20 protein-coding genes are annotated in these 19470 nt (G+C 69.7%); 13 read left to right on the top strand and 7 right to left on the bottom strand.

Annotated elements, in window-relative coordinates:
• Nucleotides 1-102, bottom strand: a 102-nt coding sequence (locus Aau02nite_RS36310; protein WP_212993213.1) for a cold-shock protein, incomplete at its 3' end; no start/stop codon positions are given.
• 386 nt (nt 103-488) lie between these two features.
• Nucleotides 489-2024, bottom strand: a complete 1536-nt coding sequence (locus Aau02nite_RS36315) for an alpha/beta hydrolase (protein WP_212993158.1) — start codon at nt 2022-2024, stop codon at nt 489-491.
• Between the two features lie 112 nt (nt 2025-2136).
• Between Aau02nite_RS36315 and Aau02nite_RS36320 the strand changes: the two genes are divergently transcribed.
• On the top strand, nt 2137-2532 hold the full coding sequence (locus tag Aau02nite_RS36320; protein WP_212993159.1) for a VOC family protein: 396 nt from the start codon (nt 2137-2139) through the stop codon (nt 2530-2532).
• A gap of 8 nt (nt 2533-2540) precedes the next feature.
• Here the strand turns inward: Aau02nite_RS36320 and Aau02nite_RS36325 are convergent, their stop codons facing one another.
• Nucleotides 2541-3380, bottom strand: coding sequence for a DUF4253 domain-containing protein (locus Aau02nite_RS36325; protein ID WP_212993160.1), 840 nt, complete (start codon nt 3378-3380; stop codon nt 2541-2543).
• Between the two features lie 100 nt (nt 3381-3480).
• Nucleotides 3481-3627 (bottom strand): hypothetical protein, encoded by a 147-nt coding sequence (locus Aau02nite_RS36330; RefSeq protein WP_212993161.1) that lies wholly within the window; start codon nt 3625-3627, stop codon nt 3481-3483.
• On the opposite strand from Aau02nite_RS36330, the gene Aau02nite_RS46895 reads away from it, so the two are divergent.
• The 6 genes from Aau02nite_RS46895 to Aau02nite_RS36360 all read left to right on the top strand — a co-directional run bounded on the left by Aau02nite_RS46895 (nt 3626) and on the right by Aau02nite_RS36360 (nt 9299).
• Nucleotides 3626-5275 (top strand): sensor histidine kinase, encoded by a 1650-nt coding sequence (locus Aau02nite_RS46895; RefSeq protein WP_246595703.1) that lies wholly within the window; start codon nt 3626-3628, stop codon nt 5273-5275. The two genes, Aau02nite_RS36330 and Aau02nite_RS46895, sit on opposite strands and share 2 nt — an antisense overlap.
• 34 nt (nt 5276-5309) lie before the next feature.
• Nucleotides 5310-5744 (top strand): roadblock/LC7 domain-containing protein, encoded by a 435-nt coding sequence (locus Aau02nite_RS36340; protein ID WP_212993162.1) that lies wholly within the window; start codon nt 5310-5312, stop codon nt 5742-5744.
• Nucleotides 5741-6118: a DUF742 domain-containing protein gene (locus Aau02nite_RS36345; protein WP_212993163.1), complete on the top strand. Its 378-nt coding sequence runs from the start codon at nt 5741-5743 to the stop codon at nt 6116-6118. The genes Aau02nite_RS36340 and Aau02nite_RS36345 overlap by 4 nt, the downstream gene beginning before the upstream one ends.
• Nucleotides 6096-6671, top strand: coding sequence for a GTP-binding protein (locus Aau02nite_RS36350; RefSeq protein ID WP_212993164.1), 576 nt, complete (start codon nt 6096-6098; stop codon nt 6669-6671). The genes Aau02nite_RS36345 and Aau02nite_RS36350 overlap by 23 nt, the downstream gene beginning before the upstream one ends.
• 17 nt (nt 6672-6688) lie before the next feature.
• Nucleotides 6689-7234, top strand: a complete 546-nt coding sequence (locus tag Aau02nite_RS36355; RefSeq protein ID WP_212993165.1) for a GAF domain-containing protein — start codon at nt 6689-6691, stop codon at nt 7232-7234.
• A gap of 472 nt (nt 7235-7706) precedes the next feature.
• Nucleotides 7707-9299: an acyl-CoA dehydrogenase family protein gene (locus tag Aau02nite_RS36360; protein ID WP_212993166.1), complete on the top strand. Its 1593-nt coding sequence runs from the start codon at nt 7707-7709 to the stop codon at nt 9297-9299.
• On the opposite strand, the gene Aau02nite_RS36365 is transcribed toward Aau02nite_RS36360, so the two are convergent.
• Complete coding sequence (locus Aau02nite_RS36365) at nt 9286-9612, bottom strand: TM2 domain-containing protein (RefSeq protein WP_212993167.1); 327 nt, start codon at nt 9610-9612, stop codon at nt 9286-9288. The genes Aau02nite_RS36360 and Aau02nite_RS36365 overlap by 14 nt on opposite strands.
• Nucleotides 9613-9633: 21 nt before the next feature.
• The gene (locus tag Aau02nite_RS36370; RefSeq protein ID WP_246595704.1) at nt 9634-10587 is read right to left on the bottom strand and encodes an MsnO8 family LLM class oxidoreductase; all 954 of its coding nucleotides are present in this window, start codon (nt 10585-10587) and stop codon (nt 9634-9636) included.
• 169 nt (nt 10588-10756) lie between these two features.
• On the opposite strand from Aau02nite_RS36370, the gene Aau02nite_RS36375 reads away from it, so the two are divergent.
• From Aau02nite_RS36375 to Aau02nite_RS36395, 5 genes are all read left to right on the top strand, one after another.
• Nucleotides 10757-12739, top strand: coding sequence for a DUF4153 domain-containing protein (locus tag Aau02nite_RS36375; RefSeq protein ID WP_212993168.1), 1983 nt, complete (start codon nt 10757-10759; stop codon nt 12737-12739).
• A 276-nt stretch (nt 12740-13015) separates the two neighbouring features.
• Nucleotides 13016-14764: an alpha/beta hydrolase gene (locus tag Aau02nite_RS36380; protein WP_307857975.1), complete on the top strand. Its 1749-nt coding sequence runs from the start codon at nt 13016-13018 to the stop codon at nt 14762-14764.
• A gap of 178 nt (nt 14765-14942) precedes the next feature.
• The gene (locus tag Aau02nite_RS36385) at nt 14943-15722 is read left to right on the top strand and encodes a polysaccharide deacetylase family protein (protein WP_212993170.1); all 780 of its coding nucleotides are present in this window, start codon (nt 14943-14945) and stop codon (nt 15720-15722) included.
• Between the two features lie 3 nt (nt 15723-15725).
• Nucleotides 15726-16811: an LCP family protein gene (locus Aau02nite_RS36390; protein WP_212993171.1), complete on the top strand. Its 1086-nt coding sequence runs from the start codon at nt 15726-15728 to the stop codon at nt 16809-16811.
• 453 nt (nt 16812-17264) lie between these two features.
• On the top strand, nt 17265-18296 hold the full coding sequence (locus tag Aau02nite_RS36395; RefSeq protein WP_212993172.1) for a trypsin-like serine protease: 1032 nt from the start codon (nt 17265-17267) through the stop codon (nt 18294-18296).
• Nucleotides 18297-18372: 76 nt separating this feature from the next.
• On the opposite strand, the gene Aau02nite_RS36400 is transcribed toward Aau02nite_RS36395, so the two are convergent.
• Entirely contained in the window at nt 18373-18948 is a 576-nt protein-coding gene (locus tag Aau02nite_RS36400; protein WP_246595705.1) for a class I SAM-dependent methyltransferase, read from the bottom strand.
• Between the two features lie 226 nt (nt 18949-19174).
• Here Aau02nite_RS36400 and Aau02nite_RS36405 point away from each other — a divergent pair, with 226 nt between their 5' ends.
• On the top strand, nt 19175-19453 hold the full coding sequence (locus Aau02nite_RS36405; protein WP_212993174.1) for an FAD-dependent oxidoreductase: 279 nt from the start codon (nt 19175-19177) through the stop codon (nt 19451-19453).
• The last annotated feature ends 17 nt before the right edge of the window (nt 19454-19470 follow it).

Consider the following 19470-nt stretch of genomic DNA (forward strand, 5'->3'; position numbering starts at 1 on the left):
GATCGCGGAGAAGTGGGCGAAGACGTCGGCGCCGCCGTCGTCCGGGGTGATGAATCCGAAGCCCTTGTCGGCGTTGAACCACTTCACGGTGCCTGTAGTCATGTCTGCTCCTTCGCGAGCTGCAGAGCCGCACTGTGCGGACTCCATCGCCGCTGCGTTGATCACCCGCGTCGAGAACGACACGACAAACGAAAAGCGCCCGGTGGGTTTTGGATAACCCATCAGGCGCTGAAAAACGTCTACGGAAATCAAAACTGCAACTCGACCACCGTAGCACATGATCTTCTGTCGATGTGGTGACTGGCGGTGGGCGATGACGGCCGCGGCGGCGGGCCGGGTCAGCTGACGGACGTGGCGAGGGTCGGGTCGCCGGCGAGCATCCGCTGGTGGAGCTGCTGGAGCTTCACCGCGGGCTCCACGCCCAGGTCCTGCACCGGCTCCGCCGCAGCTGCGAGCGTCGGGCCGGTCCGGGCGCGATGAGCCGCTGATCAGTTGGTGGTGACCGTGCCCAGCGGGCGCTTGCGCAGGGTCTCGGCCCGGCGCTGCTCGCCCTCGCGGTCCAGGTTCAGCCCGGACCGGGTGGAGGCCGCGCAGGTCGTGTCGGGCGGGAGCACGCCGTCGACCAGCCAGGCGGTGCCGATGTCGAGGGCGCACGGGTTGTCGTCGAAGACGTAGACGCCGTGCTGGTTCTCGTCGACGGTGACCAGGCGGGACCGGTGGGCGAACTTCGCCCGGATGATCTGCCCGCCCCACAGCGGCGTGGCGGCGTCCCGGCGGTTCTGCAGGATCAGGACGTTGGCCGGACCGTCGTCGTTGACGGCGACCTGCGGCTCGGTCGGCCCGAGGGACCAGAAGGCGCACGGGTTGATGTTGGCCGACGCCGCGCCGAACATCGGGTACTTCACGCGGTCCTCGGCGACACTGCGCCGGTACACCCCGACGTTGCTCGGCCATTCACTGTCGTTGCAGGTGACGGCCAGGAACGCGGAGAAGAAGTTGGAGTACGGGCTGGGCGCCGCCGCGGGTTGCGGGCCGGCCGGCGCCGCACCGGAATCCTTCACCTGCTGCCAGGCCCGGGCCAGCACCGGGTAGTCGGACTCCCGGTACAAGGAGGCGAAGGTGGCGAGCCGGAACAAGCGACCGTCCATCCAGGGCAGCGGCTGCTCGTCGAGCCGCTCGGCCAGCGCGAAGTAGGTGGCGCGGACCTGCCTGGGTGTGCGGCCCAGGCCGTACGAGGTGTGCCGGGCCGCCGCCCAGCGCGCGAAGCCCGGGAACGCCTGTTCGAGACCCAGCCCGAAGCGGCGCAGTCCGGCGCGGGTCAGAGCGGTGTCTCCGACATTGCTGTCGATGATGACCCGGTCGGTGGTGTCCGGGAACATCGAGGCGTACGCGGCACCGAGCGCCGAGCCGTACGAGAGCCCGAAGAAACTGGCCTTCTGCTCGCCCAGCGCGGCACGGATGCGGTCCAGGTCGCGGGCGGTGTTGGCCGTCGAGATGTGCGCCATCCGGCCCCCGGTGTCGTGGGCCGCGCACTGCTCGGCGACGGCCCGGGCGGCGGCGGCCTGCTTCAGGACCGCCGCGTCGTCCTCGGCCCACGGCGGCACGTTGCCCGGGTAGCCCTGCTCGTCGGTGAATCCGCAGTCGATCCGGGCCGAGTAGCCGACACCCCGGGGGTCCATGCCGATCAGGTCGTACGCGTCCGTGACGCTCGCCGGCACGCCCAGGCCGACCAGGTCGTGCGGCATCGTCAGCGCCGAGCCGCCCGGGCCGCCCGGGTTGAGCAGCAGCACGCCGCGCCGCTTCTCCGGGTCCGTGCTGGGAATCCGCGACACCATCAGGTCGATCTGCGTCCCGCCCGGATCCCGGTAGTCCAGCGGCACCGTCACGGTCCCACACTGCACCGTCGGGGCGGCCGCCGCGATCGGAGCCGGGCAGGCGCCCCACTCCACCTGCCCGGTCCTGCCGCCGGCCGCTGCGGCCGGGGCCGTCGCCAGTGACCCGACCAGTCCGATCACGACAGTCACAGCCAGTCCTCGGCGTATGTCATTCCATCGATTCATGCGTCCAGTGCAGACCGTGTTCCCAGCACACTGTCAAGCCGGCGGCGTCGTCCGGCCGCACTACAGTGGGCTGACCATGCCTGATCTTCTCGGAATCAATCATCTGACTCTGCCCACAGGCGATCTGGACCGGCTCGTGAAGTACTACACGGAGTTGCTCGGCGCAAAGCTCGCATTCGAGCGCGCTGCCACGCATTCCGATCCGCGGATCGCCGTCATCGATGTCGGCGGGGACGACCACTTGATGATCGTCGAAACCGCTGACGCTCCGACTATTGGTCTCGACCCGCTGGGCCGGGCGGGCTGGGGGCTGCGCGTGGGAACTCACGCGCAACTGCGTGAGCTCCGTGAACAGATCCTGGGTGCCGGGTGGCCGGTCGGACAGATCGAGACCCTGCCGACACAATGGACGATGACAGCTCACGATCCCGATGGACGCCCGGTGGACGTCCGGGCCCATCGCCCCCGCTGAAGCGACAGTCAGGGGCGGTCGTGCAGGAACCATGCGTCGCCGCGGGTCAGGGCGATCGCGAGTTGCCACTGCTCGCACTGCAGGCTGCCCCCGACGGCCATCAGTTGCCCGGCGAGCTCCCACGCCTGCGGACCGGGCTCGGGCCGGCGTGCCGCGGTGAACTGCAGCATGGTTCCCCACGCGGCGACGAGGCCGGCGCCCCACTGCCGTTCCCATTGACGCATCGCCGCGGCCCATCCCGCCTGGCCGTTGTCGCGGGCTGCGCCGAAGTAGGACACCCACGCGGGTGCCAGCCACTGTGCCGTGGTGGGTAACAGCACCAACTGCACTTCGGGCCACGTGTGCCACCTGTTGGTGCCGACGAGGTGCTCGCACCCGCTGAAGGCCCGCGTGGTCAGCTGCGGATCAGCCAGAACGGTGTCGTAGATCCACCGCTGCAGCACGTGCGAGGTGGTCGGCGGCCTCAACTGCTGCAGCGCCGGCTCGACCAGATCCGCGCCCAGGAATACGTCCACATAGCGCTCCACGTCGTGCCGGTCCTGTGCTTCGTCGGCGCCGTAGCGCCGGTACACCGACCATGGATCCAGCGTCCGGGCCGCTCGGTCCAGCTCCACCAGCTCCGCAGGCTCCGGTTCGTGGTGCAGGTCCCCCGGCAACGTGAAGACCGGCCACCGGCCGGTGAGCGGCATGGCCGCACGGGCAGCCTGCCACGCCTCGAGAACCCGGGCGGGGTCCACGTTCTGCACCAGGAACGTGCCGCCCAGACCTTCCTCCACCGGGTGATCTTCCAGAGTGGACCCTCGCAGGGCAGCCGCGATGTCCCCGGCCCGATCCATGAGCACAGCCATACCTGCACGGTAGTGCCGGACATCGATCCTCGGGGCGGGGATTGCGGCCAGCAGGAGAATAACCTCGGCGGAGCTTTTCTGTCACCATCGGTTCACCCGTTCAGATGACATTCGCAGTATCGAGGCCGGCCGATTCATCAGATCGATGCCGAGCGAGATTCCTGCCTTTGGCCGCGCGTCCTGCCGGCACTAAAGTAAACGCCTTCGCACCGGACATTGCCGCATCACCAAGAACGAGGATGCTCATGCCCGACACGCCTTATCTGATCGCCGTCATCGCGGTGCTCGCCGCGGTCGTCTTCGCCATCTGGGCGGCCCGGCACTCCAGCGCCCGGTCGAGCGGGCGGCGGGTCACGGCCGACGAGACCCCCTCGGCCCTGGCCGAGACCCAGTCTCAGCTGGCGGCTGCCCTCTCCCAGGTCGATCAGCTCACTGAGCGGCTCCGGCAGGCTCCGGCGGTGGAAACCGTCCGGGTGCCGGCGGCCCATGCCGACGGCCGGCATGTCGAGGTCTTCGTCAATCTGTCCCGGCGGCTGCAGTCGCTGGTGCACCGCGAGATCAAGCTGCTGGACGCGCTGGAGAACGAGGTCGAGGACCCCGACCTGCTCAAGGGGCTGTTCCAGGTCGACCACCTGGCCACCCGGATCCGGCGGCACGCGGAGAACCTGGCCGTGCTCGGCGGGTCGGTGTCGCGCCGGCAGTGGAGCCGGCCGGTCGCGCTGACGGAGGTGCTGCGGTCCGCGATCGCCGAGGTCGAGCACTATTCGCGGGTCAAGCTGGTGCCGCCGATCGAAGGTACGGTGCCCGGGCACGCCGTCGCCAGCGTCATCCACCTGATCGCCGAGCTGATCGAGAACGCGACGATGTTCGCCCCGCCGCACACCCAGGTGCTGCTGCGCGCACAGCAGGTCGCCGCGGGCATGGCGATCGAGGTGGAGGACCGCGGGCTCGGCATACAGCGCGCCGATCTGGACCGGGTCAACCAGTTGCTGGCCAACCCGGAGGACACCAACCTCGACGATCTGCTGCGGGACGGGCGGATCGGGCTCTACGTCGTCTCGATGATCGCCCGGCAGCACGGGATCATCGTGCAGTTGCAGGCCAACATCTACGGCGGCACCCAGGCCGTGGTCATCCTGCCGCAGATGCTGATCGGCTCGCTGCCGGAATCCGCGCCGGAAGCGGTACGGCCGCAACGCCTGCCTCGGGCACCGGAGCAGCTCCAGGTGCAGGAACGGGTTCCGCTCCAGAAGCGGATCCCGTTGCGGGAACGGGTCCCGCTGCAGGAACGTCCGGCGGGCCGCCTCCAGGGCACCCCCGAGATCGCCGAACAGTCGATCCGGCCGGTCGTCACGCCGGGCCGGACCACCCTGGCCGCGTCGTCCCACGCCACCTCGGCTCGCGTCGCGCCGGGCCAGCCCACACCGGCTCAGGCGCCTCCGGCGACCGGCTTCCCGGCCCACGTCCGGCGCGGCCACACGACATCCGGTCACGGCGAGCCCAGCCGGGCCGGATCCCATCACGCCGAGCCCAGCGGGGCGGGATCCGATCACGGCGAGCCCGGCCGGGCCGGATCCAACCGCGCCGAGCCCGGCCGGGCCGGGTCCAACCACGCCGAGCCCGGCCGGGCCGGGTCCGGTCAGGCCGGTGCGGCGTCCGCCGCGACCCTGCAGATCGCCGGCGCGACCCTCGCCCAGCAGGTACAACCCACGCCGTCGCGGCCCCCGCTCCCGCGTCGCCGCAGTCAGACCCACATGGCTCCGCAGCTGCAGCAGGGCCCGCCGCGCCCGGCCACGGAACCGGCTGTTGAGCACCAAGCAGGCTTGATGGCGTCGTTCATGAACGGCGTCTCGCGGGGCGAGGCAGACACGTCCGCCCCGGAAAGTCATGGCTGATCCCCGCTCCGTTCCCCAGGAAGGCCCGGCTCACATGTCGCGCAGCGACCCCGCACGCACGTCCCAGGACCTGGTCTGGCTGTTGTCCGGCCTGGTCGATCGCGTACCGGACACGAAGAGCGCGCTGCTCCTGTCGTCCGACGGGTTGCGCAAGGCCGCTCACGGGCTCGACGACGACGGCGCGGATCACCTGGCCGCGGTCGCGTCGGGGCTGTTCTCGCTGGCCCGTAGCGCCGGCACCCGGTTCGGCGGCAGCGACGGGGTCCGGCAGGTGGTGGCCGAGCTGGACGATTCACTGCTGTTCGTCTCGGCGGCTGGTTCCGGGGCCGTACTCGCGGTCATCGCGGGAAAGGCGGCCGATCCGGGCGTGCTCGGCTACGAGATGGCACAGCTGGTCAAGAGCGTCCGGCCGTACCTGGCGACGCCAGCCCGGAATGAGCCCGATTTCCTGGACGTGCGCGGACGGTGACCACGCTGGGGACGGACGACGAGCACTGGTTCGACGACGCTGCGGGACGCCTCATCCGGCCGTACACGGTGAGCAACGGCCGGACTGAGCCGACCACCCCGATGGAGCTGCTGTCGATGGTGATCGCCACCGGCTGCCACCCGCACGGTCAGCTCGGACCGGACCATGCCCAGGTGCTCGGGCTCTGCGGCACCGTCACCACGGTCGCCGAGGTCGCGGCGCGGCTGAGGCTACCCGCGGTGGTCACCAAGATTCTGCTCTCCGATCTCGTGGACTGGGGCGCGGTGGACGCCCGCTCCCCCGACCCGATGGCCAATGCCTCAAACCCGGCGGTACTGGAGACCATTCTCAATGCCCTTCAACGACGGCTCTGACGGGTTCCCGTCCGCGCTGAAGCTCCTGATCGCGGGCGGCTTCGGCGTCGGCAAGACGACGTTCGTCGGTGCGATCAGCGAGATCGAGCCGCTGCACACCGAGGAGCTGCTCACCGTCGCGAGCGTGGGCACGGACCGGCTGACCGGTGTCGAGCACAAGTCGACGACCACGGTCGCGATGGACTTCGGCCGCATCACGATCAGCCAGGATCACGTGCTCTACCTGTTCGGTACCCCGGGACAGGAGCGGTTCTGGTTCATGTGGGACGAGCTGTCCAGCGGCGCGATGGGCGCGGTCGTGCTGGCCGACACCCGCCGGCTGGAGGACTGCTTCCCCGCCGTGGACTTCTTCGAGTCGCGCGGCATCGGGTTCCTGATCGCGGTCAACGAATTCGACAACTCGTGCCGGTACGAGGCAGACGATCTGCGCAGCGCTCTCGACCTGAAGTCCGAGGTCCCGATCATGCTCTGCGATGCGCGTGACCGGCGATCTGCCACCGCCGTGCTCATCAGTCTGATCCACCATCTCCTCGCCTCGCGTGCCCGCCGATGACCGAACGGAGCTCCGGCATGATCTACGACCTCTCCGGACACCATCCCCTCACCCCGGCGGATCCCGAGATTCCCGCTCGCATGCGCCGGCTGCGCGAGATCGGCCTGGGGGAAGGCCCGGACGCGCAGCTCGACGAGTTCGCGCGCAGGGTCGGCGACGTCACCAGGGCGCCCCTCGCGATGGTCAACTTCATCCAGGACGATCGTCAGTACCTGGGCGGTCTGTACACCGGCGCCACCGTTCCGGGGGCTCTGCAGGCGGCTCTGGCCGGCCGCACGTTCACCCGCGAGCACGGGTACTGCCCGCATGTCGTCGTCCGGCGCAAGGCACTGGTGCTCGATGACGTCTGCGACTATCCCCGGTTCGCCGGCAACCCGGTGGTGGACGAGATCGGCATCCGTTCCTATCTGGGTGCCCCGTTGATCGATCGCACCGGCATCGCGCTCGGCACGGTCTGCGTGGTCGACATGGAACCGCGCCCCTGGGGCCGGCCGGGGCTGGAGACGATCAAGGCGCTGGCCGCGGAACTGGTCGCCCAGATCCATGCCCGCGAGGCGAAGTAGGTAAGGCCGCCGATATGCCGCAGGTGCCCGGCACCTGCGGCATATCAGCGCGTCTGCCTGATGCGGCCTGCGTAAACAGACGAAGCACCATCGCACCGCCTGGCCCGAGGGTGGCGGCTGCGCAGCACGACTACCGGCAACTCCGCACCGTGAGGCACCTGGCGCCTGCCACAGGACCCGTGCCAGCGGCCATGCCCGGGAACATCATCGAGAGCCGCCTCACCGTGGGTGACGATGCGACCCCGTTGAGGAACCAAAGGTTCCGCTGTAGAGTGCTCTCGAAATAGACGAACATACACCCAGGTGTACAAAACGGATCACCAATGCTTCATGCATCCCGCCATTCCCTGGAGGGTGAGACCACGAAGGGCTCCCCACGGACATCGTCGGCCTCGAGGTGCACAGCCGGCAAGGTGCGGCCCGGCTACGAAGGCCAGCACGGGGCGGCATGACTCCCCAGAAGGAGCGAACGATGGACACGGATGCCCTCAGTCAGGCTGCTGTGCTCTCCGCAGCGAAGGACGACCGGCCGGAAACGTCATCGGCGACGGGGATGCTGAATTTCCTGCGCGAGTATGCCCGGAATTTCCTCAACTCCCGGCTGCTGGACGAGCGCCGCTCCTTACCTCCGGCGTTGGTGTCGGATTTCGCCGCCGCCGGCTTGCTCGGTCTGCAGATTCCCCGGGAACTGGGCGGACAGAATCTGTCCCACACCGACATGAACCGGGTGTTCACCCAACTCGGGGCCATCGATGCGAACCTTGCCGTCTTCTGCGCCGTGCACAACACCCTCGGAATAGCGCCGATTCTGCTGTCCGCACCTGAGGATGTGAAGGGTCACGTGCTGCCCCGCCTGGCCATGGGACAGGCGCTGACCACCAGCGCGATCAGCGAACCGGGCATCGGCTCGCACCTGCGGGGAATGACCACCCGTGCGGCCAAGAACGTGGACGGCTCCTACACGATCAACGGCTTCAAGAAATGGATCTCGTTGGGCGGAGACGCGCGATACGTGAACGTATTCGCTCAGCTCCACGATGAGAGCGGCCGGCCGATGGGCATCACCGGCTTCCTAGTGGACAGCCGCACACCCGGTTTCGGCATCGGTCCTGAGATGCTCACTCTGGGGCTCCGCGCAGTGCCGCAGTACGATCTCAGCTTCACCGATGTGCGGGTCCCCTCGTCTGCGCTGCTGGGCATCGAGGGAGACGGTCTGGCTACGGCCAAAGCGGCGTTCATGGGCGGCCGCGTCGTGCTCGCTGCGATGTCAGTGGGCGCGGCCATGCGGTCTCTCGAACTGGCCCAGAGATTCGCCGAAGGCCGTGCGGTGGCCACCGGCTCTCTGGCCGAGAACGGCCGCATACGGGAAAGGCTGGCCGAGGCCGGAGCCGCGGTCCAGGCAGTAAAGACGCTGATCTCCCGTATTGCGACGTGGCAGGACGAGGGCAGGGAGGTGTCCGACGCCTGGTTCTTCTGCGCCAAGATACTGGGGTGTGAGCTCGGCTGGGGCGCGATAGACACGGCTCTGCAGGTATTGGCGGCCCGGGGTTTCCTCGACACCAACACCGTCGGCCAGCACTTCCGTGACTATCGGTTGTTCAGGATCTTCGAGGGTTCCACCGAGGCGATCTCGGTGTTCCTCGGCACCATGCTCGTCCGGAATCCCGACGAGTTCACCAAACTCGTGCAGCAGGCTCAACCGACCGCGCAGGTGCTCAAGCTGATCGACCGGGTCGCGGAAGTCGGCGCCGACCGTCCCGACGACGACGCCGCTCAGCACATCCACGCGGCCGTCGTCGGCGAACTGGTGTGCTGGACCCTCTTGACCATGGTGACGAGCGAAGTCGTCGACCAGTCGCCGATGCATGCCTACACCGCTTCGTGGACCGAGCACCAGATGCAGCAACGGCTTCGTACGGCACGCCGGAGCTCACACCGGAATCTGCCTACTACGACCGAGTTCGCGGATCACGTCGCCGGCTACGCCGAGGTCATCGGGGACGTCGACCAACGGCGCTGGCCCGGCGAGGAGTGGCAGGCCGATCCGCTGCTCAGTCCTCGATGATGCCGTACCGGACCATGATCGCTGACCGGCGTGCCCGGTTCACCGCGTGCACCCGGCGTCCCACGAAGAACACGTCGAGCAGCGTCCACAGGCCGAGCCCCCCGAAGGTGAACAGCATCGCTATGGACCGGCCGGTGTCCCCCAGATAGAAACGGTGTCCTCCGAGAATGCCGACCACGCACCACAACGCATAGGCGACCCGGGGGTCTTTCCTGACCGACCGGTAGTCCGCCTCGGCCATCAGCACGCTGTACCGCTGCCAGCCGGGTAGGGCGACCGGGCCGGATGCGGGTGGAGGCGCGCTCGAACTCATCGGCGCAACGATAGTCCGGGATCAGGGGCGGGAGAACAGCGCGGCCAGGGCGGCGTCCGAGGCGTGCAGGGCCTCGCGATCGAAGGTGCTGCCGGTGGCCACCAGTTCGGCGGCTCCGGTGCGGTCGAGGATTCCGGAGAGGCGGCGTTGCACCCGGTCGGGTGTGCCGGTGATCGCCGCGGCGAGGAACTGGTCGAGGTACTGCTGCTGGCGCGGGGTCCGGGCGGCGGCGCGGGCGGCAGCCACCGGTTCCAGGGGCGGGAACACTCCGGTCGTACGGCTTCGAGCCATCGCCCACGCCTCGGGCAGCGCCAGGTCGGCGGCTTCCGCGTCGGTGCCGGCGACCAGCACGTCCGCACTGATCGCTATCCAGGGCTCGGGTTGCTGGGCGGAGGGTTCGAAGGTACGCCGGTAGTCGGCCAGCGCCTCGGCACCGTCCGCACCGAGCAGCGGGCCGCCCACGATCACCGGGAGGCCCAGCCGTGCCGCGATCCGCACGCCGGTTCCGGTGGCCAGCACGTACAGCGGGATGGGGCCGTCCGGCTGCGGGTGCAGAGTGATCTCCGCCGTACCGGTGAGGAAGTCACGCAGCTCGGCGAGGTCGGCCGCGAAATCGCCGTCGGCCTGCCGCAGTGCCCGGCGCACCGGCGGGGTGAAGCCCGGCGAGCGGCCCAGGCCGAGGTCGACGCGGCCCGGCGCGAAGGCGGACACCGTGGCGAACTGCTCGGCGACGACGAGCGGCTGGTGGTGCGGCAGCATGACACCGGCCGAACCGAGCCGGATCACCGTCGTGGCGCCGGCGACGGCGGTCAGCAGCGCTGCCGGGGCGGCGCCGGCGATCCCGGGCACGCCGTGGTGCTCAGCGACCCAGAAACGGTGATAGCTGAGCTGCTCGGCCCGCGTCGCGCGAGCGACGGTGCCCCGCAGCGCCGCACCGTCCGTTTCACCGCTACGGGTCCGTGACCGGTCCAGCAAGGAAAGTCGAACCTCGGCGTTGATCACACCGGTACCAGCGTCCGTGCGGGCGGATCTTGTTCCCGCAGGCTACTCTCCCGTCGTCGCGGCGATACGGACCCGTCCCAACGTGAAACCTGCCGCACGGTCGGCTCACCCTGTGCCGAAATGACCAACCCAGGAGGGTGCAGTGGCGGATCAGCCACCGAAACAGCCCGATCCCGCGACGGCGGCGAAGGCCGCCGCCGCGAACCCGCCGCCGGCCCCCCAGCTGCTGGTCATGCCGCCCACCGAAGCGATCCCGTCGCTGGTCTGGCCGGGGGCCGAAGGGGAGGCGGCATGGGCGATCCCGGTCCTGGTCCCGCCGGGCACGCGGGGCTATGCCATCTTCGTGCCGATGGTTCCCGCTGAGCCGGCGGCCCGGGCCGCCGGCGAACCGGCCGGCCGATCCGGGAAACCCGCGGCAACGCCGGCCGTCACCGCCCCGGCCGTCACCGCCCCGGCCGTCACCGCGCAGGCTGCGACCGCTCCGGCAGCTGCGCAGAGCCCGGCCCCGGCACCCCCCGCCCTCCCGCCGGCGAAGGCGATGCCACCGGCTCCTCAGCCTCCGCAAGTACCAGTCGCCCAGTACCCGGCGCGCCCGTTCGGCACGTACGAGCGGCCGCCGACCGCGTGGCAGACGTTCCGCAAGAAGCACTGGCCCGGGCCGAAGAAGGCCCAGGGCTGGGCCGTCCCGGCCGGCGTGCTCGCCGGCGCCCTCGGCTTCCTGATCTTCCTGCCGCTGAACCGGGTGGGCATCGGCTGGTTCCTCGGCTGGCTGGCGCTGACGCTGGGCGTCGCGTTCGCCGTCCGGAAATCCGCCGAGCTCCCGCGCGGGGAGCGGCTGCTCCGCTCCGGCTGGGCCGTGGCAGCGCTGGCCCTGCTCCTCATCCCGGCGTTCCGCAACGCGTGGTGGCTGGTGACGTTCAGTGTGCTGGGCGCGATCGGCTGCACCGCGCTGGCCATCGTCGGCGGGCGCCGGCTCAGGTCGATCCTGTTCAGCCTGGTGGCTGCCCCGTACGCCGCACTGGCCGGCATCCCGTGGGTCCGTAGCCACCTGAAAGCGGGCCGCAACCCGGGAATCGCCCGGCGGATCCTCTTCTCCATCGCCCTCACCGCTGTGGTGCTGCTCGTCTTCGGCGCGCTGCTGTCGTCCGCCGACGTCGCGTTCTCCCAGCTGCTGGACGGCGCCGTCCCCGATCTCAGGCTCAGCTCGATCTTCCTGTGGATCTTCCTGGCCGCGGCCGGTGGCCTGCTCGCCGTCTCCGGGATCTACACGCTGGCCGCACCGCCGGCGACATCCAGCCTGGACACCGAGGGCAGGGGCAGATTCGGCCTGATCGAGTGGGCACCGGCCGGCGCCGCACTCGTGCTGCTCTTCGGCGGTTTTGTTGCCGTGCAGTTCACCGTGCTGTTCGGGGGAAGCCGGCACGTGCTGGAGACGGCCGGGCTCAGCTACTCCCAGTACGCCCGGAGCGGCTTCTGGCAGCTGGTGGCGGTCACGCTGTTGTCACTTGCGCTGATCGCGAGCCTGGCCCGCTGGGCGAAACGGGACCAGGCGGTGGAACGGGTACTGCTCCGCGTACTCCTGGGTCTGCTCTGTGCCCTGAGCGTGATCATCGTCGCGTCCGCGCTGTCGCGGATGTGGGAGTACCAGCGGGTCTACAGCTTCACCGGTGAGCGCATCTTCGTGATGGCCTCCGAGCTGCTGCTCGGCGTGATCTTCGTGCTGATCGCGGTCGCCGGCCTCAAATGGCAGGGCCGCTGGGTCCCCGGGGCCACCGTCGGCCTGGCCGTGCTGATGCTGCTCGGTCTCGCCGCCCTCGACCCCGAAGGCTACGTGGCCGGCCGCAACGCGGCCCGCTACGAAGGCTCCGGCAAGATCGACGCCTGGTACCTCCGGGCTCTTTCCGCCGACGCGACCCCGGCCCTGACCGAACTGCCCGATCCGGTACGCCGGTGCACGCTCAGCTGGATCGCCGAGGACCTCGAGGAACCCGACCCCTGGTACGCCTGGAACCTCGGCCGGCAACGGGCCCGCGAAGCCCTCGCCGAACTGGGCCCCGCCGCGATCGGAAGCCAGCAGGACTGCCGCGCGGCCGACCAGTTCGACCTGCCCAAGACCCGCCGATGAGGGATGGACCTCCGATTCCCCTCGACGCCCACTCGGCGTCCTCAACTCGCCTGCCTGCCGAGCGGTGGTGACCACGACGCGGCGATCGACCTACTTACGCCCGCTTTACCCGGAGGCTTGTCTAGTGGTTCCGCGAGGCGCATTCACAGGCGTCCATCGCGTCCACATTGCTCTGGCAATCCCTCCAGGAAGGCAATCTGCATGCCGTCTGCCACATCCGTCTGGGCTGCCGGTCTTTCCGGCGCGCTCCTCGCCGCATCGGTGACCGTCCCCGCCGTGGCCGCACCCCCGACCACGGCTGCGCCCGCCGGGTTCGCGGCCCGCACCGACGTCACCAGCGCGGCGGAGAAGAAGCGCGTCGACCGGGTCAAGACGCCCAAGCTGGGCTGGTACTCCTGCTACGACTACGCCGAGTGCGCCACGGTCGACCTGCCGCTGGACTACGACAAGCCCACCGGCGCCAAGACCGAGATCGCCGTGTTGCGCGTCAAGGCCAAGAATCAGAAGGCGAAGATCGGCAGCCTGTTCCTCAACCCGGGCGGGCCGGGCGGCTCCGGCACCGACATCGCCCTCGCCGCGCCGTACTTCCTCAGCGAATCGGTGCTGGAGAAATTCGACATCGTCGGGGTCGACCCGCGCGGCATCGCCGGCAGCCAGAACGTGCGGTGCTTCCCGTCGGTCAAGGCCCAGACCGAGGCGTACGCCGGGCTGAACGTCGCCTTCCCGTACGGCAAGAAGGAGGAGGCGGCGTACATCGCCTCGGCCAAGGCTGTCGGGCGTGGCTGCTCGACCACCGGCAAGGCCGTCGCCGGGGCGATGTCGACCGCGGAGGTCGCCCGGGACATGGACGTGCTGCGCCGCGCGGTCGGTGACAAGAAGCTGAGCTTCCTCGGCTTCAGCTACGGCACCGCCCTGGGGCAGTACTACGCCAACATGTTCCCCGATCGCGTCCGCGCGGTCGCGGTCGACGGTGTGATCAACCCGGTCACCTGGACCGGCAACAGCCGTACCAGGAACCGCATCCAGGATGACCGTCTCCGGTCGGCCGACGGGGCCTACAAGGCGCTGACCGAGATCCTCAGGCGCTGTGACACCGCCGGTGAGAAGTTCTGCACCTTCGCGGCCGGCGACCCGGTCGAGAACTTCGACACGATCACCAGGAAGCTCAAGGCCGAACCGGTGACCGTCACCGACGACTTCGGCACCTACACGGTCACCTACGCCGACTTCATCGGCGGCATCCTCGGCGCTCTGTACAGCCCGAACGCCGGTGACGCCGTCGCCGGCTCGGCCACGCAGCTGTGGGACATCCTCAACGCCGACGGCAGCGTCACCGCGGCCCGGCAGGCCGCGGCCGAGGCCGCGCTCGCCCGCCGCATCCGCGAGGCTCGGCGCAGCGCACCGGGACGTGACTTCCCGTACGACAACAGCCTGGAGACGTACGCCGGGGTCGCCTGCACTGACGGCCTGCACCCGAAGAACGCGGAGTCCTGGCCGGCGGAGACCGCCAAGTACGACAAGCGGGCCCCGTACTTCGGCCGGGCCTGGGGCTGGGGCACTGCCTCCTGCGCCTCGAAGACCTGGACCGTCCGCGACGAGGACGCCTACCGTGGCCCCTTCAACCGCCGCACCGCGGCACCGGTCCTGGTCATCGGCAACTACTGGGATCCGGCCACCAACTACGTCGAGGCCGTCGAATCGGCCCGGCTGCTGCCCAACAGCCGGCTCCTGTCCAGTACCAACTTCGGCCACACCGCGTACGGCACGTCCGCCTGCGCGACCGGCGCCATCGACGAATACCTGCTCACCGGCGCAGTGCCCGCGGCGGGAACCGTGTGTCAGGGCGACCTCCAGCCGTTCACCGAGCCGCTCATGACCGAGCCGGACGAGACGACCCGCGTCAAGCGGATGGACGAGACCAAGACGGACCTGGCGGAGAAGGGCGCTCCGGCAGCCGGCGAGCCCAAGCAGCTTCCGCCGGTGGCGAACCGGGTTCCCACCTCGACACTCAACGGCACACGCTGACCCGTTCCATGATCACAGGGCTCCGCCCAGGCCGACAGCCTGCGCGGGGCCCTGGCCGGAACTCCGCCGTCCGGGCGCTCACCAGTTCCTGACATCTCGTCACCAGACTTCCGGTACTCCGCGAACGAACCGTCGCTCCCTCTGCGGCGACCGCGCGGGTCCGGAGGTGATCATGTCGATGACGCAACAACGGTGGACCGGAGGCAGGCGGGTGTTCCTCGCCCTCGGTGGTCTGTCTCTGCTCAGCGCCTGCGCCGAGCCGCAGCCCGAATCGCCCGGGCTCCCCCCGGTGACGGCCCGGCCCTCGCCGGCACCACCATCGCCTTCCGCGACGAGGCTGCCACGCATTCCGGTCCAGAAGGAGCCGCGGTACGTCGTACCGGCCACGCCGGGCAACAAGGGCTCGCGGGTCGTGGCGCTCACCTTCGACGACGGCCCGGACCCGGCGTACACCCCGCAGGTACTCCGGATCCTGCGGAAGCACCACGCCAGGGCCACCTTCTTCGTGATCGGGCAGCAGGCCTCGGCCCACCCGGATCTGGTGCGGTCCATCGTCGACGACGGCCATACGGTCGGGACCCACACCTGGTCACACGCGAACCTCAGCCGATTGCCGGCCGGACGCGTACGGACCGAGGTGGGCCGGGCCGTGGACACCGTAGCCACGACGATCGGCCGGATACCCGCGCTCTTCCGAGCCCCGTACGGAAGCTGGTCGCGCACGGTCTTCGAGGCGTGCGCCACGCTCGGGCAGACCTCGGTCGCATGGGACGTCGATCCGCGCGACTGGGACAACCCCGGTGCGGGCCGGATCCGCGCCGAGATCCTGGACCAGGTCGGCAACCGGTCCATCGTGCTCACCCATGACGGCGGCGGCGACCGGTCGCAGACCGTACGGGCGCTGCGCAGCGTTCTGCCCGTGCTCATCGATACCGGATACCGGTTCGTGGGGGTGTGAGCGATGGCCGAACGTCGTCATCCGCGACGCCGCCGGCGTCTGGTGCTCGCCGCAGTTCTTGCCGTGCTCGTCACCGGGTCGGTGGCCGGCGTCGCCGGGATGCGAACGCTCTCCGGCCGCTACGAGGACGCGGTCGACCGTGCCGACCTGCTGCCTCCGGCACCGGCCCGGTCCCCGGGCGCCAGGACCGAGCCGCCCAAGGTACGGGGACCGATGAACCTGCTGCTCATCGGCTCGGACAGCCGCACGAGAGGCGAACCGGGTGACGGGCGCAGCGACGTCGTCATCCTCGTTCACATTCCGGCGTCGACCGGCAAGGCCTACGTGATCTCCATCCCGCGCGACACGTACGTTCCGATCGCCACGGCCGACGGCGGGCGCGGGTCCGGGAACAAGATCAACGCGGCATTCGCCTGGGGTGGCGCGCCCAGGCTGGTCCAGACGATCAACCGGTTCGGCGGTATCACCATCGACTGGCCGGTCATCGTGGACTTCGCCGGGATACGCAGGATCACCGATCTGGTCGGCGGGGTCGACGTCACCATCGACAAGAAGAGCGTCGACGCCTACCGCTTTCTGCCCGAGGACAGCCCGTACCCGTCGGCACCATGCACCGACCCGCAGGGCCGTCCCCGGCGCTGCGTGGTCTTCCCCGCGGGCAAGGTGCATCTCGACGGCAAGCTCGCCGAGTTCTACGTCCGTCAGCGCCGCGGCCTGCCCGCCGACGACCTCGACCGGGCCCGGCGCCATCAGCAGTACCTGCGGGCGCTGGCCGAGAAGATGGCCGGCCGGAATCTGCTCACCGATCCGCGAAAACTGGATCGGCTGGTTCGTACCGCGGCCGGCATGCTCACCGTGGATCGGCGCATGCCGGTGCAACGCCTCGCCATCACGCTCCGGCACCTGCGCGCCCAGGATCTGATCTTCGTGACGTTGCCCATCGCGGAGAACCGGGACGTTCCCGGGATCGGCGCGGTGATGGTGCCCGATCCGGCGCGCTGCCGGGAACTGTTCGCCGCGCTGCGGGGTGGACGGCTCGACGAGTACCTGCGTGAGCACCCACCCAACGACGTACGGCACGGTCGCTGAGCGTCCCCTCCGCCGACGCGTAGAGACATCGGCGAAATTCGATCTGTAGGGGTTGTTAACAGCATCGTCGCCTTCTATCGTTGACAACGATGTCGGCGATAACGGATCAATCTGATACGGCCGTCGATCCGATCCGTGCCGGTCGCCGCGCGTCGCCCATTCCGTGCGCCCTATCGCCCCATCGGTAAACGCATCGTCCGACCATTCCCCTCCACGCGAACGTGCACCGAATTCCGCTCCCTCGCCTGACATGCGGCTACCCCACCGCGTGGCAATCCTCCATGCCTGGAGGAATCCCCGATCCCACGCTCGTTCCCCCGAGCGGGGCAAGCGAAAGGCAATCGCATGACGCATCGCAAGCGTCTCAGCGCAGCCGTCGGCGTCGCTGTTCTGGCTTCCACCGTGCTGGCCTCGGCCCCGGCCGCCGCTTCGCCGGCCCCGGACCCAGCAGCTGTGACGTTCCCATTCCCGGAGCACGCCCGCAAACAGATTCCCCTGGTCCAAGCGGCCAGCGCCGTGCGCAAAGAAATCGAGCGCCGGGGCCCGGCCGGCTACGCCGGGATCGAGCTCGAGGACGAACACGTCACGGTGTGGTGGAAGGGCAAGCTGCCCGCGGAGATGGAACGGACGATTGCCGCCGCCCGGAAGATCGCGCCCGTACACGTCGGGACGGCCAAGCACTCACTGCGCGAACTGCGAACGGCGGGCGCCGAGCTGCGGTCGGCCTATGCCGCGGCGAAGCCACGGATCAAGTACGCCGTGGACGGCAGCCGCATCGTCGTCGCGACGAGCGGGCGCTCGGGCATCACCCGGCAACTGCCGAACGTCGGCGTGGCAGTCGAGATCGTCGACCAGGGCACGAAGCTGCTGACCAGCCGGCGCGACGACTGGGCACCCTGGAAGAGCGGCGCCGACCAGATCAACGGCAATTCCCGCTGTACGACCGGCTTCCCCGTCCGCAACGGCAACAACGAGCGGTTCATCCTCACCGCCGGGCACTGCGGCAGCAACGGCAACCAGATCCGCGACGGCGTCGGCGAGTTCATGGGCACCTTCACGGCCGACAACGACGGGCACGACATCGCCCTGATCAGCACGCCCGGCAACGTGGACAACGTGATGTACGTCGGCGGGCTCGACAGCAACGTCGTCACCACTGTCGTCGGCTGGGACTGGACGTTCCCCGGCGAGTACCTCTGCCAGTCCGGCGGGTCGTCCGCCCGCGACACCGGCGGCCCGGTGTGCGGACTGCGGGTCGAGAAGTTCAACACCGACTCCGGCGACGCCGTCGAGGCCCGCCAGGTCGACGGCCGGCCGGCGGTCCGCGGGGGCGACAGCGGCGGCCCCGTCTACGGTCCGGCCGCCAACGGCGGAGTGGTCGCCAAGGGCATCAACAACTACACCTACGTCGGCAACAACACGATCCTCGGCTTCCAGGACTTCGGCACCGCGACCCGCGACTACGGCATCTGGATCGTGGAGTAGCGCGAGCCGGAATCTCGGATCAACCCGACCACCGGCACCGCCGATCCGCCGACGGTGCCGGTGGTGCCGGTGGCGATCAGCCACACGGTGACGATCCCGCTGCCACGTGGACGTGACCGGCGCGAAAGACTTCATGTGACCCGTCCGCGGTGGTTCGCGTCAACGCCTGCCAGGGACGCCGGTACGGGTCGGCTCCGCCGGCCTGGCAGGCAAGCCAGGCCAGCGGCGCCAGCAGACGCCAGCGTCCCGTGGGCAGACCGAGGTCGACCACGGCTATCCGGCCGCCGGGCCGCACCAGCGCGAGTGATCGGCTCCACGCCTGTCGCCAGCGGTCCATCACGCTGAGTGTGTAAGTGAACAGCAGTGCATCGAACGGCTCACCGATGGTCGGTGGTGTCTCCGCGGCGTCGCCGAGGACCGTGGTGACATTCGTCCATCGGTGCCGGCGGATACGGACGTGTGCCTGACGCAGCATCGCCGAGCTCGCGTCGAGGCCGACGACTGCGCCCGACGGCCCCACGGCGGCGCGGAGAAGAGGAAGGTTGAGCCCGGTGCCACAGCCGACGTCCAGCACTCGGTCACCGGTGCGCAGGCCCAACGCGGCGATACCGGCCTCACGTCCCACCCGATAGACCGGACGCTCCAGCGACACCAGGTCGTAGAACCGGGCCGTGAGCTCATAGCGTCGTCGCCTCATCACCGATGCTCCTCGACGTAGCTGCCGCCACTGCTGGTATGCCCTCCACCGCCGACGAGCTCCTACCGTTCGCTTTCCTGTCTCCCCGGAAGAGCGTGGGTCGCCGCAGGGCGCGGTAGTTTCACATCATGGACGACGACCGGCGTGAGCGACGATCCCTCGGTCCCGGGGCGGTGGCCGCGTGACGGCGGATCTGGACCTGCTCGTGCTGGGTGGCGGCACGGCCGGCCTGGTCAGCGCAGTCATCGCCGGCGGCCTCGGTGCCAAGGTGCTGATGGTCGAGCGGGAGCGGACCGGCGGTGAATGCCTGTGGACCGGCTGCGTGCCCAGCAAGGCGCTGATCGAGTCGGCCGGCCTGGCCCATCGCATGCGACACGCCGACCAGCTCGGTCTGACCCCCGCCGACCCGGGCGGCGACATCACGGCCCGGACCAGGTCGTTCAGCGAGGTCCCCTCGTAGCCCCGCTCCCAGAACAC

The sequence above is a fragment of the Actinoplanes auranticolor genome (assembly GCF_018332655.1).
Lineage (GTDB): Bacteria > Actinomycetota > Actinomycetes > Mycobacteriales > Micromonosporaceae > Actinoplanes > Actinoplanes auranticolor.